General features: G+C 55.7%; 11 protein-coding genes. 9 read left to right on the top strand and 2 right to left on the bottom strand.

Annotated elements, in window-relative coordinates:
* Positions 1 to 234 precede the first annotated feature (234 nt).
* Positions 235 to 2,457 (bottom strand): ferric-rhodotorulic acid/ferric-coprogen receptor FhuE, encoded by a 2,223-nt coding sequence (gene fhuE / locus J9880_RS23995; protein WP_232770615.1) that lies wholly within the window; start codon positions 2,455 to 2,457, stop codon positions 235 to 237.
* 601 nt (positions 2,458 to 3,058) lie between these two features.
* On the opposite strand from fhuE, the gene J9880_RS24000 reads away from it, so the two are divergent.
* The 7 genes from J9880_RS24000 to blaRAHN all read left to right on the top strand — a co-directional run bounded on the left by J9880_RS24000 (position 3,059) and on the right by blaRAHN (position 11,920).
* Positions 3,059 to 3,970 carry a homocysteine S-methyltransferase family protein gene (locus tag J9880_RS24000; protein ID WP_232770617.1) on the top strand — a complete coding sequence of 304 codons (912 nt, stop codon included), beginning with the start codon at positions 3,059 to 3,061 and terminating at the stop codon, positions 3,968 to 3,970.
* Between the two features lie 61 nt (positions 3,971 to 4,031).
* Complete coding sequence (locus J9880_RS24005) at positions 4,032 to 5,573, top strand: ABC transporter substrate-binding protein (RefSeq protein WP_232770922.1); 1,542 nt, start codon at positions 4,032 to 4,034, stop codon at positions 5,571 to 5,573.
* A gap of 94 nt (positions 5,574 to 5,667) precedes the next feature.
* The gene (locus J9880_RS24010; protein ID WP_131694168.1) at positions 5,668 to 6,606 is read left to right on the top strand and encodes an ABC transporter permease; all 939 of its coding nucleotides are present in this window, start codon (positions 5,668 to 5,670) and stop codon (positions 6,604 to 6,606) included.
* An 18-nt stretch (positions 6,607 to 6,624) separates the two neighbouring features.
* Positions 6,625 to 7,449 (top strand): ABC transporter permease, encoded by an 825-nt coding sequence (locus J9880_RS24015; protein ID WP_232770618.1) that lies wholly within the window; start codon positions 6,625 to 6,627, stop codon positions 7,447 to 7,449.
* Positions 7,446 to 9,032, top strand: a complete 1,587-nt coding sequence (locus J9880_RS24020) for an ABC transporter ATP-binding protein (RefSeq protein WP_095925536.1) — start codon at positions 7,446 to 7,448, stop codon at positions 9,030 to 9,032. Before J9880_RS24015 ends, J9880_RS24020 begins: the two co-directional genes overlap by 4 nt.
* A gap of 204 nt (positions 9,033 to 9,236) precedes the next feature.
* Positions 9,237 to 10,907: a methyl-accepting chemotaxis protein gene (locus J9880_RS24025; RefSeq protein ID WP_232770620.1), complete on the top strand. Its 1,671-nt coding sequence runs from the start codon at positions 9,237 to 9,239 to the stop codon at positions 10,905 to 10,907.
* A gap of 125 nt (positions 10,908 to 11,032) precedes the next feature.
* The gene (gene blaRAHN / locus J9880_RS24030; RefSeq protein ID WP_232770622.1) at positions 11,033 to 11,920 is read left to right on the top strand and encodes an RAHN family extended-spectrum class A beta-lactamase; all 888 of its coding nucleotides are present in this window, start codon (positions 11,033 to 11,035) and stop codon (positions 11,918 to 11,920) included.
* A 48-nt stretch (positions 11,921 to 11,968) separates the two neighbouring features.
* On the opposite strand, the gene J9880_RS24035 is transcribed toward blaRAHN, so the two are convergent.
* Entirely contained in the window at positions 11,969 to 12,958 is a 990-nt protein-coding gene (locus tag J9880_RS24035) for an aldo/keto reductase (RefSeq protein WP_232770623.1), read from the bottom strand.
* 320 nt (positions 12,959 to 13,278) lie between these two features.
* Here J9880_RS24035 and J9880_RS24040 point away from each other — a divergent pair, with 320 nt between their 5' ends.
* Together J9880_RS24040 and J9880_RS24045 are read left to right on the top strand one after the other, a co-directional pair.
* Positions 13,279 to 13,692, top strand: a complete 414-nt coding sequence (locus J9880_RS24040) for a hypothetical protein (protein ID WP_229921219.1) — start codon at positions 13,279 to 13,281, stop codon at positions 13,690 to 13,692.
* Between the two features lie 514 nt (positions 13,693 to 14,206).
* Complete coding sequence (locus J9880_RS24045) at positions 14,207 to 15,589, top strand: diaminobutyrate--2-oxoglutarate transaminase (RefSeq protein WP_207391101.1); 1,383 nt, start codon at positions 14,207 to 14,209, stop codon at positions 15,587 to 15,589.
* Positions 15,590 to 15,594 lie beyond the last annotated feature (5 nt).

The raw sequence follows: 15,594 nt of genomic DNA on the forward strand, positions 1-15,594 counted from the left end.
TTGATGTTAAGTGATTTGACTGACTTCTTTTCATGCGGAGGAGAAAAACTCGATCGGCTCCCTCCCCTGCGAAGGGGAGGGTTGGGGTGGGGTATTAAGGTTAAAATCTAAAAGTAAAAGTGTGTTTTGACAAAGAGTTAGCCATTAAAACCCCCTCCCAACCTCCCCCTTCGCAGGGGGAGGAGCAAACTGAAAAACATTCTGCATTTGAATTATTGCTGCGGCCTCAGCAAATCAGAAACTATAACTCGCCGTCACCGACACATTTCTCGGTTCACCGTAAACCACGTACTGGTTCACACTGGTGTCATATTCTTTGTCGAACAGGTTATTGATGTTGCCCTGCACGGCCAGCTGTTTCGTAACCTGATAGCGGCTGAACAGATTGACCAGCGCATAGCTGCCTTGCTCAGCGTAACGGGTGCCGTTGCCGCTTGGGCCAGGGACGGTATCCCAGACGTGTGTCTGCCAGTTCACGCCACCGCCGACGGTCAGATCCTGCAACATCGGCAAACGGTAGCTGGAGAACAATTTCAGCTGAGTGCGCGGCAGTTGCGGGTTGACCGCATCACCGTTTTCATCTTCTGCAATGTAACGGGTACCGCCGAACGTCATCTGCCAGTTATCGGTCAGTGCGCCGTTGACTTCGAATTCGACACCACGACTGACGGTGCCGTTCTTACCTTCGTAAGCGGTATCGGTCGTGCCCGGAATAACGCGGCCAGTGCTTTGCGCGACGTTATCCAGTTCCGCGCGGAAGATGGACACGGAAGCCGTCAGACGGCTGTTGAACCAGTCGGATTTCACGCCCGCTTCGTAGTTTTTGCCGATAACCGGTGACAGATAGCCGCCATTGATATCGCGGTAAGTCTGCGGCTGGAACACCGAGGTGTAGCTGGCGTAAGTGGACCAGGTATCGTTGATATCAAACACCAGACCGGCGTACGGCGTGATGTTGTTCTTCTCGATCTGATCCGTCAGCGTGTGTGAATTCCAGTTGGTGTAACGCGCCCCGACGATCAGATGCAGCGGATCAGCCAGTGACAAACGGGTGGCGATGTACGCAGATTTCTGACGGATGGTGTTATCTTCCGCCAGAGAACGCGGACCCCAGTCGGTTTCAGGGAACTGACCGTTGAAATCGTTGAAGTTACCCAGCTCTTCGGTGGTGATGTTGGCGAAAGAGCTGTAATAGGTATTTTGCTGTTTGCTGTAGCTGACGCCGGTCATCAGTTCATGCTGACGGCCAAACAGGTTGTACGGGCCGCTGGCGAAAGCGTCCACGCCATCCACTTTACGTTTACCGGTGTTATAGCCCGTTCCGCCCACGACCGGATAACCGGCATACATGGATTCACCCACGCCGGTGGTTTTATCGAATGTCCCGTCGATGTACATCATTTTACTGTCGATATGGGATTCGGTATGCGTGCCGTTCAGCGTTGCCTGCCAGCCGTTATCGAAGGACTGCTTCAGGGTGGTGAACAGTTTGGTGGTTTCTTTATCGCTGTATGCCCAGTCCGGTGCCGAGTTAAATCCGCGACGGTAATCGGTTTTGCTGCCGTCCAGATACCAGCGCGGCATACCGCCCCAGGTCGGGCTGTCGGTGTTGGTTTGCTGGAATTCGTAGCCTGCGGACAGCAGGGTGGATTCGGTCAGATCGGCATCGACGGTGGCGTAAACGAATTTTTTGGTCGCGCCGTAACGCTCAACGTAACTGTTTTTATCCTGATAACCGGTGACCAGACGGCCACGCACGCTGCCGGAGGCGTTGAGCGGCGTCGACAAATCGGCCACATAACGCTGTTTATTCCAGCTGCCGTAAGTCGCGGAAACATTGCCGGTAAACTCTTTGCTGTCGGCGTGTTTGCGTACCTGATTGACCGAGGCCGACGGGTTGCCCGGGCCGGTCATCAGACCGGTGGCACCACGCACCACTTCGATACGGTCGTAAATGGCGGTATCTGACTGTGCATCGCCCAGATCCCAGCGCGGGTCGAAGGAGGTCGGGATGCCATCAACCATATAATTGTCGATCAGGAAACCCCGGGCGTAATAAGTGCGGCGGTCAAGATCCGAGACGCTTTCCTGAATACCGGTGGTGTTTCTCAGCACGTCACCGAGCGACTGTAACTGCTGATCCTGCATACGTTGCTTGCTGATAATACTGACGGACTGCGGAATGTCGCGTGCAGTCAGCGCCATTTTGGTTCCGGCGGTGGTCACCGGCACGCTGTAATCGGTCGCGGCGGTATCCGCTGCGCCTGCAGAACTGTTCTCGCCAGTGACGACGAGCGTATCGTCCGCCGCTTTCTGTGCAGTGGTTTCGGCCGCATACGCAGAATGCAAAGATGACGAAATGAGCAGTGCGATAACTGAAAGTGAAAGTTTTTTTCCTGAATGATGATGTGTGTCTTTCCTGACAATGACGGCGCAATTCCCTGAAACGGTTGACATAAATACTCTCCACACGGTTATTTTATTATTTTTTAAGCCACTGCCTTTTTGTATTAATACGGCTTTATCAGCATGAATATCCCCGCCAGGATCCCCCGGAACGAAGGCTGGAAAAAGGAAATACATATCAGGTTAATAAAGCGAATGAGAATAATACGCATTGGGTTTACTGGTGTAAATAAGTATTACAGACGGGGGGGGAGTGGGGGGTTGTCGCATAGCTCCCTCCCCTGCGAAGGGGAGGGCTGGGGTGGGGTATTAAGGTCAAAAACTAAATTCAAAGTGTGCTTTAACTCATTGCTTTGTATTTAAAACCCCCTCCCAACCTCCCCCTTCGCAGGGGGAGGAGCCAAAAACCGCCCCGGTCTGGCCGCCAGACGTTGCTGAGAAAGTGCTCAGTTAGCTCCCACCCCTTCGAAGGGTGAGGAGCAAAGATAAAAACCCTTTCACCCTTCAGGGCAAGTGAGAACAATTTGCAATTAAAAACCCACTTTTTAGCCATTAAGAAATCTAGACATCTAAACGTTCGTTTTGTAGAGTGGACGCCACCTGCTGAGTTAATAATTGATTCGGTTAAGAAAAATACGATGGCGGCGACACAATGATCAGTAACATTAAAATCCTCGATGGCGGCATGGGCCGCGAACTGGCCCGGATGGGCGCTCCTTTTCGTCAGCCGGAGTGGTCTGCGCTGGCGCTGATGCAGGCACCGGAATATGTGCGTGCCGCTCATGATGCGTTTATTGCCGCCGGTTCTCAGGTGATCACCACGAACAGTTACGCCGTCGTGCCGTTCCACGTCGGGGAAGAAGTGTTTGCGGAGCAGGGCGCGGTGCTGATCGCGCTTTCCGGCAAGCTTGCGCGCGAAGCGGCGGACGCGGCACCGGCTAAGGTGCGGGTCGCGGGTTCACTGCCTCCGGTGCTGGGGTCTTATCGTCCGGATCTGTTCGAGCCGGTGGCGGCGAAAAAACTGCTGCGGGTGCTGGTGGAAAATCTGACAGATCACGTCGATGTCTGGCTGGCTGAGACCCAAAGTTCTGTCGCAGAAGTCGACGCCGTACGCGATGTGCTGGGCGATGATCCGCGTCCGCTGTGGCTTTCTTTTACCCTGCAGGACAATCTTGATGAAAGCGGCAACGCGCTGCTGCGCTCCGGTGAGTCTGTGGAACAGGCGGTCAGCGCCGCGCTGCGGATTTCTGCCGGTGCCGTGCTGTTCAATTGCAGCCGTCCGGAAGTGATGGCGACGGCGGTCAAAACCGCCCGTGACGCGCTGACGGCGCAGGGTTCTGCGCTGGATATCGGCGTGTACGCCAACGCCTTCGAGCCTTCCGACAATACGCGCGGTGCCAATGAAGGGCTGAGCAAAATGCGTCAGGACACCGATCCGGCCGGATACCTTGATTTCGCGAAAGACTGGGTGGCACAGGGCGCGACCATGGTCGGCGGTTGCTGCGGCATCGGGCCGGAACACATTGCCGCGCTGAAACAGGCTTTCGTCAAAGAGCATTCATAAAAACAATAAAACGCATATCCATTCAGAAGGTGAATCCTTCGGAGACAGGGGAAAACACATGATTGATCGTCGTTCGTTTATTAAAAGTGCGGGGGCACTTTCCGTGGCTGCGGCTACCCATTCCCTGTGGCTGGGCAATGCCTTTGCCGCAGAGGCAGAAAAACCGAAAAAGGGCGGGCATCTGGTGGTTGGCGTGGATAACGCCTCCAGCACAGACCGTCTGGATCCGGCATTCTGGTTCGAAACCTACATGTATTTCGTCGGTTCGCAGATGTTTAACAATCTGGTGGAAATCGATGAAAACGCCAAACTGGCACCGTCACTTGCCGAGTCGTGGGCTTCCACTGATGGCAGCAAAACCTGGGTGCTGAAAATCCGTCAGGGCGTGCAGTTCCACGATGGCCGCTCGCTGGGCGCGAAAGACGTGGTCTATTCCCTGAATCACCATCGCGGTGAGAAATCCACTTCGCCGGTGAAAGGCTATCTGGATGCTGTCAGTTCGATAGAAGCCACCGGCGATCACGAAGTGACGATTAAACTCACCGCGCCGGACGTCGAATTCGTCTGGCTGCTGAGCGCCGTGCATTTCGCCATTACCGCTGAAAATGAAAACTTTGATAAAGGCATCGGCACCGGCGCGTTCATTCTGGAGAAATTCCAGCCGGGCGTGACCACGCTGACCAAACGCAATCCGAATTACTGGAACAGCGAACGCGGCCATGTGGATTCCGTCGAAACGCTGGCGATGAACGACTCCACCGCCCGCGTGGCGGCGCTGGTCAGCGGGTCGGCGCAGCTGATTAACCGCGTGAATCCGCGCATCGTCAGCCGCATCGAACGTATGCCGAACCTGAAACTGGTGCGCGCCAAAGACAGCATGATTTACACCTTCCCCGGCCTGTCGAATCTGGCACCCTTCGATAATGTCGATGGCCGTCTGGCGCTGAAATACGCCATTGATCGCCAGAAGATTATCGACACCGTGCTCGGCGGTTACGCCAGCGTGGCGAACGACAACCCGATTTTCCCGTCGAACCGTTACTTCGCCAAAGACATCCCGCAGCGCACGTACGATCCGGAAAAAGCGCAATTCCACTGGAAGAAATCCGGTTTCAGCGGCCCGCTGACGCTCAATGTGGCGGATGCCGGTTTCCCCGGCGCGGTCGATGCCGGTCAGCTTTATCAGCAATCCGCTGCCAAAGTGGGCATTAACCTGAATGTGGTGCGCGTGCCGGACGATGCGTTCTGGAATGACATCTGGCAGAAGAAAGCCTTTGTGTCGTCGAACTGGGCGAACCGTCCGACCGCCGACGCGCTGCTTTCGCTGGTATTCACCAGCCAGTCTTCCTGGAATGAATCGGCGTGGCATGTGCCGGAATTTGATGCGATGGTCAAAGCCGCACGCGGCGAAGCGGACGAAGCGCGCCGTAAACAGATTTATCATGATATTCAGGTGATGCTGGTCGATCAGGGCAGCGAAATCATTCCGCTGTACGCCGATGCGCTGGACGGGTGTTCCGCCAAAATCAAAGGGTTCACGTCTGTGCCGGGCATGCCGCTGAGCGGTAACCGTGCGGCGGAGAAAGTCTGGATCGAAGGCTGAACCGGGTAAAAATATGTCTGACTTATCTGCACAACAGAAAGCGACTCAACGGCCTGCGGGCCGTTTTTCGCACTTTCGTTCTTCGCTGCTGAGCATGATTCTGGTTCGCCTGTTTTATGGCGTGCTGGTGGTGCTGGCGGTTTCCATGCTGATTTTTGCCGGTGTGCAACTGTTGCCGGGCAACGCGGCGACGGCGATCCTCGGGCAGAGCGCCACGCCGGAAGCCATCCGCGAGCTGAATCTGCAACTCGGGCTGGATCAGCCGGCGGTCAGTCGCTATCTGAGCTGGCTGACCGGCGTGCTGCACGGCGATTTCGGCACCAGTTTTTCCACCCGCGAAGCCATCAGCGGTCCGCTGTTTACCCGTCTGGGGAATACGCTGTTTCTGGCCGGATGCACCGCCGCGATTGCCGTGCCGCTGGCGCTGCTGATCGGGTTTATCTCGGTGCGTTATCAGGGCAGTGTCATTGATACGCTGCTCAGCGCCATCACCCGCGCCACCGTCGCGCTGCCGGAATTCTTCTCCGGTTATCTGCTGATCCTGATTTTTGCCATTACGCTGGCATGGGCGCCGAGCAACAGCAGTATCACGGCGGAGATGCCGCTGGCCGCCCGACTCTCTGCGATTTCCCTGCCGTGCGCCACGCTGGTGCTGGCGATCCTCGGCCATATGAGCAACATGACCCGCGCCGCGCTGATTGCCGCGCAAAGTTCGGCGTATGTCGATACCGCGCTGCTGAAAGGGCTGTCGCCGTCGCGCATTTTATGGCGTCACGTATTGCCCAACGCCGTGGGGCCGATCATTAACGTCGTGGCGATCAATCTGGCTTACCTGATGGTCGGCGTGGTGATCGTCGAGAACGTGTTTGTCTATCCGGGGCTGGGACAATATATGGTCGACAGCATCAGCAAACGCGACATTCCGGTGATGCAGGATTGCGCGCTGCTGCTGGCCGGGATTTATATCCTGCTGAATTTGCTGGCCGATGTGATGGCGCTGGTCGCCAATCCGCGTTTACGCCACAACCGCTGAATTTTAGGAATTGCTGCAATGCGTGCACTCCCTGCATTAAAACCGGTTTCGGTACTCGGTCTGCTGGTACTGAGTCTGTTTATACTTATCGCCATTTTTGCGCCGTGGCTGGCACCTCACGCGCCGGATCAGACCCTCGGCATGTCATGGGATTTACCGGGGCCGAATGCGCTGCTCGGTACGGATAATCTCGGCCGCGATCTGCTTTCCCGCCTGATCTGGGGCACCCGCGTCTCTCTCGGTGTGACGGCGCTGGCGGCGCTGGTGGCGTTTGCCGTCGGCTGTACGCTCGGTTTTATTGCCGGGCTGCGCGGCGGCTGGCTGGATCAGGTGATTTCCCGCTGTAACGATATCGTGATGGCCATTCCGACGCTGATCCTGGCGCTGATCGTCCTGGCGGTTTTGCCGAAAACCCTTCTGGTGCTGACGCTGGTGCTCGGCATGCTGGAATCCGTCCGGGTACTGCGCGTGGCGCGGTCGCTGGCGGTGGATATCGGCGTGATGGAATTTGTCGATGTGGCCCGTCTGCGCGGTGAAAGCCTTGGCTGGATCCTCTGGCATGTGATTTTGCCGAATGCGTTGCAGACGCTGATTGCCGAATTCGGCCTGCGTTTTATCTTTATTCTGCTGTTCCTCTCGGCGCTGTCATTCCTCGGGCTGGGCATTCAGCCGCCGACCGCCGACTGGGGCGGGCTGGCGCGGGATAACAAAGATGGCATTTTGTTTGGCGTCTGGGCGGCACTGCTGCCGGGTGGCGCGATTGCGGTGCTGGCGCTGGCGGTCAACGCCGTGGCGGACTGGCTGATGAGCGGTGAACGTCGCGTGTGGGGGAAGAAAGCATGACCGGACACTTACTGAAGGTCGAAAACCTGCGCGTGGTGTCGCAGGGGAAAAATCCCCGTGTGCTGGTGGATGATGTGTCGTTCACCGTGAAACGTGGCGAAGTGCTCGGGCTGATCGGCGAATCCGGCGCAGGGAAATCCACCATCGGGCTGGCGATCCCCGGCCATTGCCGTCAGGGGATGCGCATTCAGTCCGGCAGTATCCGCTTCAACGGTCAGGAACTGACCGCGCTGTCTGAGCGTCAGTTGCGACAGGTTCGCGGCAGGCATATCGCCTATGTCGCGCAGTCTGCCGGGGCGGCCTTTAACCCGGCAATCACGCTGGGCGAGCAGGTGATCGAAGCTGCGCTTAAGCACCGTATCCTTCCGCGTCAGCAGGCGCAGGCGAGGGCCATTGAATTGTTCGCCCAACTCGGTTTGCCGGATCCTCAGCAATTTTATCAGCGTTATCCGCATCAGGTTTCCGGCGGCCAGTTACAGCGCGCGATGATTGCGATGGCGTTGTGCGCGGGACCGGAGTTACTGATTTTCGATGAGCCGACCACGGCGCTGGATGTCACCACGCAGCTTGGCGTGCTGAAAGCCATCAGTGACGTGATCCGTCTTTCCGGCGTGGCGGCGATTTACATCAGTCATGATCTGGCGGTGGTCGCGCAGATCAGCGATCACATTATGGTGTTGCAGCACGGCAAAACCGTTGAGCAGGCGGAAACCGCGCAACTGCTGACGCGGCCTGAGAAGGATTACACCCGCCGCCTGTTGCACGCGCAGGGCGGGAGCAAAACCCCGCAAACCGGCGATGCGCCGGTGGCACTGGAAATCCGCCATATCAGTGCGCGCTATCATGCACAGCCGGTGTTGCAGGATATCTCGCTGAGCCTGCCACGCGGGCGCACGCTGGCGGTGATCGGAGAATCCGGCTCGGGAAAATCGACCCTCGGCAAAGTGATTTGCGGACTGCTGGCCCCGGAGGCCGGAGACATCCGTCTGGATCAGCAGGTATTGCCCGCCAGCTTGCGCCAGCGCAGCCGCGTGCAGTTACGCGATGTGCAGCTGATCCATCAAATTCCCGATACGGCGCTGGATCCGAAGGCACGCATTTTTAACCAGATTTCCCGCGTGCTGGAATGTTTTACTTCCCTGAACCGCAGCCAGCGTGAGGCGCGGGTGCGTGGCCTGCTGGCACAGGTCGGGCTGAATGCGGACATTGCGGAACGTTTTCCTGCTGCGCTTTCCGGCGGCCAGAAACAGCGCGTATGTATCGCACGGGCGCTGGCGGCGGAACCGAAAATCATCGTCTGCGACGAACCGACTTCGGCGCTCGACCCGCTGGTCGCCCGCGATGTGCTGGCGCTGTTACGCCAGATCCAGCATGACACCGGGATTGCTTACCTGTTTATCACGCACGATTTGCAGGTGGTGCGCGAAGTGGCGGATGACGTCGCGGTGCTCAGACTGGGCGTGATTGCACGGCAGGGACCGGCAGCCACCGCGCTGGCAGAGCCTCTGGACGATTACACCCGCGAGTTGCTGCGTTCGGTGCCCGAAATGCGGGCTGGCTGGCTTGAGGACATGTTTTCCTGATCACACTCCCCCTGCGAAGGGGGAGCAAAATAGTCATCCTTCTTTACACTTTCCAAATATTCTCTTCACTAAAGATTCCCTTATTTATACCGATAACCCTTTTGAAATAAATTAATCATTAGAAAGTGGTTCCGCTATGTAATCAATATTTTGAATTATTTTTCATTGTATTTGTTTTATTGGCCAGGAAATAAGGGAAATAAAATGTTTAAACTGATCAACAATATGCGCGTCGGCGCCCGTCTGGGTGCAGCGTTCAGCCTCGTCATCTTGCTGCTGATCATCGTCAGCGTGACAGCCGTAACCAAAATAAGCAGCATTAACAGCAGCATTGAACAAATCGTCAACGATCGTTATGTCAAAGTCCGGCTGGCATTTGATGTCCGTGACGGCGTGAATGACCAGATTAAATATTTACGCGGCATTGTTATTGATACTAAAAATCCGGAGCAAAATAAGAAGCGTTATTTGCAACTGGATGACACGGTTAAACAAACTAATCTGGCGATGGATAAAATCGCCGCCATCCAGACCACTGTGACCGGCAAGCAAAAAATCAAAGCCTTGCAGGATGCGAGCGATACCTTTGAAGCGGCGAAAGAACAACTGGTCGCCTTAACCCGCGCCGGGGATATGGACGGTGCAACGGAATATGTGCTGCGCAAACTGACCACCTCGCAAAATGCGTATCTGGATCTGGCGACCGCGTTTGCCAACTCTCAGGATCAGCAGTTGCAGGCCGAAGGCAAAAAAGCGGTGTCAGACGGGTCTGTCGCCATTCAGCTGACACTGATTTTCTCCGCGCTGGCGATTTTAGTCGCTGCCGCGCTGGGCTTCTTCCTGACCCGTTCCATCACCCGTCCTCTGCATACTGCCGTGAAAGTGGCTGAAAATGTGGCGGCAGGGGATCTGACCACGCAGATCCAGGTGACGTCACATGACGAAACCGGTCAGCTGATGCAGGGTCTGAAAAACATGAACGAAAACCTGCTGAAAATCGTCACCGAAGTGCGTGCAGGCACCAACGCCATCACCAGCGCTTCCAGCGAAATCGCCGCCGGGAACCTGGATTTGTCTTCCCGTACTGAGCAGCAGGCCAGCTCGCTGGAAGAAACAGCGTCGGCGATGGAGCAGATGACCGCTACCGTGAAACAGAATGCCGATAACGCGCATCAGGCCAATCAGCTGGCGGCGCAGGCTTCCCGTGTTGCAGTGCAGGGCGGTGAAGTGGTGGGCGAAGTGGTGAACACCATGGAAGGCATTAATACGTCTTCGCGTAAGATTGTCGATATCATTGCGGTGATCGACGGCATCGCTTTCCAGACCAACATTCTGGCGCTGAACGCCGCCGTTGAGGCCGCGCGTGCCGGTGAGCAGGGACGTGGCTTTGCCGTGGTGGCATCGGAAGTCCGCAACCTGGCGCAACGTTCCGCCAGCGCCGCGAAAGAGATCAAAGTGCTGATCGACGATTCTGTGGCGAAAGTGGATAACGGTACGCAACTGGTCGCCAAAGCCGGGGAAACCATGGCAGAAGTGGTCTCAAGCGTGAAAAACGTCACCGATATCGTCGGCGAGATTGCCATTGCCAGCAATGAGCAAAGCACCGGCATTGAAGAGATCAACAAAGCCATCAACCAGATGGATGAAGTCACGCAGCAGAACGCCGCATTGGTTCAGGAAGCGTCATCGGCCGCGTACTCACTCAATGAGCAGGCGGAGCGTTTATCGCAGGCGATCAGCATCTTTAAAGTCAGCGCCGGTTCGGCGACGGCGGCAGTGCGTAAAGCCGCTCAGGCCAAAACACCGGCCTTGCTGTCAAACCGTCAGGCTTTACCGGCGGGGAATGCGGATCAGGGCAACTGGGAAACGTTCTAAATCCGGCTGAGTTTCTGAAAATAGTTCTGTATCCGTTCTAAAACCCGACAATTTTTGTCGGGTTTTTTACTTTCTGCTGCCGCTTTTGTCATAATCCCTTCGCCAATAAAAAGGAGAAGGCTTTGATGATGAAAAATACCCTGCGTAAAACCGTGCTGATGGCGGCGGCTGTGGTGCCCCTGCTTGCTTTCAGCGCGGCATCATGGGCGCAAACCGCCAGCAACATGACGTCCGTCCAGCAACAACTGGCGGCGCTGGAAAAAGACAGCGGCGGCCGTCTTGGGGTGATGCTGATCAACACGGCGGATAATTCGCAAATTGCTTACCGCGCCGATGAACGTTTTGCCATGTGCAGCACCAGTAAATTCATGGCCGCGTCCGCCATTCTCAAACAGAGCGAAACGCAAACGGAACTGCTGACCCGGCGTATCAGCCTGAAAAAATCCGATCTGGTGAATTACAACCCGATCACCGAAAAGCATCTGGACACCGGCATGACGATCGGTGAACTGGCGGCTGCCGCGTTGCAGTACAGCGACAACACCGCCATGAACAAGCTGATCGAACAGCTTGGCGGCCCGCAAAAAGTGACGGCGTATGCCCGCACACTTGGCGATAACACCTTCCGTCTCGACCGCACGGAACCGACGCTGAACACCGCCATTCCGGGCGATGATCGCGACACCACGTCACCGCGTGCCATGGCGCTGAGTCTGCAACACGCCACGCTGGGCACGGCGCTGGCCGAACCACAACGTGCGCAACTGGTGGAGTGGATGAAGGGCAATACCACCGGTGGGATGAGCATCCGCGCCGGGCTGCCGGCGACCTGGGTGGTCGGCGATAAAACCGGCAGCGGCGATTACGGCACGACCAATGATATCGCAGTGATCTGGCCGGATAACAAGGCACCCTTGATTCTGATCACCTATTTCACCCAGCCGGAGAAAGACGCGAAATCCCGCCGCGATGTGCTGGCTTCCGCCGCAAAAATTGTCACGCAGGGATATTGATTTGCGGTGATAAAAAAAGGGTCCGCAAGGACCCTTTCTTGTTTCCGGTTAACGCCCGACCCGCGCCTGTAAGGCGGCAGGGTAGCGGTCGCCCTGCACCTTGACGGTTTCCAGCGCGGTGGCGATGTTACGCAGTTCGCTGTCGGTCAGCGTCACGTCTGCCGCACCGAGATTTTCTTCCAGACGGTGCAGTTTGGTGGTGCCGGGGATCGGCACAATCCACGGTTTTTGTGCCAGCAACCAGGCCAGCGCGATTTGCGCAGGCGTCACTTTTTTGTCCTGAGCGATCTGATGCAGCATCGCGACCAGCGCCTGATTGGCCGCCAGCGCTTCCGGCGAGAAGCGGGGCACAAGACTGCGGAAATCGTCGTTGCCGAAGGTCGAACCCGCGGCGATGGAACCGGTCAGGAAGCCTTTGCCCAGCGGGCTGAACGACACAAAACCAATTCCCAGTTCTTCCAGCGTCGGCATGATGTCCTGCTCCGGCTCACGCCACCACATGGAATATTCACTTTGTAACGCGGTCACCGGTTGAACTGCATGCGCCCGGCGGATGGTGTGTGCGCCAGCCTCGGACAGCCCGAAGTGCTTCACCTTGCCTTCGCTGATCAGATCTTTCACCGTACCGGCGACATCTTCAATCGGCACTTCCGGATCGACGCGGTGCTGATACAGCAAATCAATCACATCGGTTTTCAGGCGTTTCAGCGAGCCTTCAACGGCCTGGCGGATATGTTCCGGGCGGCTGTTGAGGATTTGCTGCTTATTATCATCACCAAAAGTGAAGCCGAATTTGGTGGCGATCACCACTTTATCGCGCACGGGAGCCAGCGCTTCGCCGACCACTTCTTCGTTGAGATACGGACCGTAAACTTCAGCGGTATCAAAGAATGTCACGCCGCGTTCCACGGCACTGCGGATCAGTTCGACCGCCTGTCTGGTTTCCGTGGCAGGGCCGTAACCGTGGCTCAGCCCCATACAGCCTAAACCCAGCGCAGAGACTTCAAGACCCGATTTTCCCAGCGTACGTTTTTGCATGTGATTCTCCTCTGAAGCGTGGTTGCCGAAAATCCTGTCATCACATAATCACAAGATGATGGGATTGCAGGATGTACCTCACGGCAGGTATCAAGATGGCGTTAATAGTAGCCGCTGTTCTTTCATCAGATTAGAGGCTGTTATCCGCAAGACTTTATGAACTGAATTCATAAATCGCGAAGAGGGGATGGCGGGCAGGGGAGGCCGGTGGTCAAAAAGTCCTGCTTTTTAAACCACTTTTGAGAAAATAAATGCCCTGTCCGGGCCGTTATACGCTACTTTTCCTGTGGCGAGTTGTTTATGGAAATAAAGGAAGAAATATGACCAGAGCGTTTTCAGGATCGGCGCAGGCGCTGATGATGTCACTCCTGACGGGGCAGGCACTGCACTGGCAACGCGCGTGGACGCCACTGCCGTTTGCGTCTTCCGTCTGGCGGAGCGCCAGCCCGGTGCTGTTTCATAAAATACTCGAGCCGGTCTGGTGGTGTTGCCGTTGCCCGGAACCTGCGGTGACGGTGCGAAAAAATACCGTCTACTGGCTGGCGCATCTGGTGCAGGAGCCGGGTCCGGCGGCGGATAAGTTGTGGGTGGATGCGGTGAGAACCCGTTATCAGATGCAAACCAGCCAGTCGCTTCCGCCGGAATCCGACCCGTTTCTGGTGCAGGTCTTTCAGGATTACGTGGCGCTGTATGATTTGTACCGCAGGGGCCGGATCGCGGAATCTGATATTTAAGTGAAATATCTCTGAAAGACGGGATATATAAATCATCGTCAGCAAGTGGCTATTACCGGATAATAACCTGACGGGATATCCGTGTAATAGTTTTACACATCTTTATCCGGCTACTATTCAGCCATTTACTGCCCGTTTTGATTATTACGCCCTTCACTGAATACCACGGGGACTATAATAGAGAAGTGCGTTTTTCTTCCCCGCTGGCACGGCACAGTCACCGGCCAGTCTTGCTCCCTCAGCGCACGTGTTTACCCGTTGTTTTACGGGGTACATGGGCTTTTTAGTGCTTTATTAATGACCGCATAACGGGCTTATGTCAGCACGATCGTTCATTAAATCAGCAACATATTGATTCGTATAAAAAAGAATAAACAATTCTATACAAAATAAATTATTGAGGTGGGGGCAAAAAAGCCATATATTGGCCGCGTTTTTCCCATGGCAGTCATTTTTTTAATCAAATTTATTCAATTGTGGCGTTCTAATAACCCACGGTTGTAGGAGAGATATGATGACGGATAAAGTCCGTATTGACAGTTTAGGTGCGAATTCATTAAACGGAAACAATGAAACCTATTTGGCGAGACAAGCTGAATTTGAATCGAATGTTAGGAGTTATCCACGTAAATTGCCTCTGGCAATTGCGAAGGCCAATGGCGTTTGGATCACTGATGTTGAAGATAATCAATATCTTGATTGCCTGGCTGGCGCGGGTACGCTTGCTCTTGGACATAATCATCCTGACGTGCTGCAAAGCATCCAAAATGTCATTACCAGCGGCTTGCCGTTACATACACTGGATCTGACAACTCCCCTGAAAGACCAGTTCTCTGAATATCTGCTCTCTTTATTGCCACAACAGGGCAAAGAGTATTGCCTGCAGTTCACCGGCCCGTCCGGTGCGGATGCTGTTGAAGCCGCAATGAAACTGGCGAAAAAAGTGACCGGCCGTACCGGTATCATCAGCTTCTCCGGCGGTTATCACGGTATGACGCACGCCACGCTGGCGGTGACCGGTAATCTGTCTCCGAAAGAAGCGGTTAACGGCATGATGCCGGAAGTGCAGTTCATGCCTTATCCGCATCAGTACCGCTGCCCGTTGGGCATTGGCGGTGACGCGGGCGTGAAAGCTTTAACCTATTATTTCGAAAACCTGATCAACGATGTGGAAAGCGGCGTTCGTAAACCTGCGGCTGTCATTCTGGAAGCGGTGCAGGGCGAAGGCGGCGTGAACCCGGCTCCGGCTGAGTGGTTGCAGCGCATCCGTAAAGTGACTCAGGAACACGGCATTCTGCTGATCCTCGATGAAGTGCAGGCAGGTTTCTGCCGTACCGGTAAGCAGTTCGCGTTCGAACACGCGGGTATTGAGCCGGACATCATCGTGATGTCAAAAGCTGTCGGCGGTGGTCTGCCACTGGCGGTTCTGGGTATCAAAAAACAGTTCGATGCCTGGGCACCGGGTCACCACACCGGTACATTCCGCGGCAACCAGCTGGCGATGGCGACCGGCCTGACCACCCTGAAAATCCTGAAAGACGGCAAGATCGCGGAGAAAGTGGCAGCGCAGGGCGAATGGCTGAAAGCCAGACTGGCTGACATGCAGAAACGCTATCCGGTTATCGGTCACGTGCGCGGTCTGGGTCTGATGATCGGTATCGAGATCGTCAAACCGAACGAAGCACAGGATCACATGGGTTGCTACCCGGCTGACGGCGAATTGTCTGCGTTGTTGCAGAAAAAATGTTTCGAAGCGGGCCTGATCCTTGAACGCGGCGGCCGTAATGGTTGCGTGCTGCGCCTGTTGCCATCCCTGCTGATCACCAACGATGAGCTGGGTATTTTCCTCGACAAGTTTGAGCAGGCGCTGTTAGCGGCTGGCATCAAACCTGCCTGAGCGGA

This window comes from Rahnella victoriana, assembly GCF_021276285.1.
Classification (GTDB): domain Bacteria; phylum Pseudomonadota; class Gammaproteobacteria; order Enterobacterales; family Enterobacteriaceae; genus Rahnella; species Rahnella victoriana.

Excerpts from the sequence above, each read along its gene's own strand:
- fhuE (WP_232770615.1), bottom strand. The coding sequence starts at position 2,457 with ATGTCAACCGTTTCAGGGAATTGCGCCGTCATTGTCAGGAAAGACACA.
- J9880_RS24015 (WP_232770618.1), top strand. The coding sequence starts at position 6,625 with ATGCGTGCACTCCCTGCATTAAAACCGGTTTCGGTACTCGGTCTGCTG.
- J9880_RS24045 (WP_207391101.1), top strand. The coding sequence starts at position 14,207 with ATGACGGATAAAGTCCGTATTGACAGTTTAGGTGCGAATTCATTAAAC.
- J9880_RS24025 (WP_232770620.1), top strand. The coding sequence starts at position 9,237 with ATGTTTAAACTGATCAACAATATGCGCGTCGGCGCCCGTCTGGGTGCA.
- J9880_RS24035 (WP_232770623.1), bottom strand. The coding sequence starts at position 12,958 with ATGCAAAAACGTACGCTGGGAAAATCGGGTCTTGAAGTCTCTGCGCTG.
- J9880_RS24000 (WP_232770617.1), top strand. The coding sequence starts at position 3,059 with ATGATCAGTAACATTAAAATCCTCGATGGCGGCATGGGCCGCGAACTG.
- blaRAHN (WP_232770622.1), top strand. The coding sequence starts at position 11,033 with ATGATGAAAAATACCCTGCGTAAAACCGTGCTGATGGCGGCGGCTGTG.
- J9880_RS24020 (WP_095925536.1), top strand. The coding sequence starts at position 7,446 with ATGACCGGACACTTACTGAAGGTCGAAAACCTGCGCGTGGTGTCGCAG.
- J9880_RS24040 (WP_229921219.1), top strand. The coding sequence starts at position 13,279 with ATGACCAGAGCGTTTTCAGGATCGGCGCAGGCGCTGATGATGTCACTC.
- J9880_RS24010 (WP_131694168.1), top strand. The coding sequence starts at position 5,668 with ATGATTCTGGTTCGCCTGTTTTATGGCGTGCTGGTGGTGCTGGCGGTT.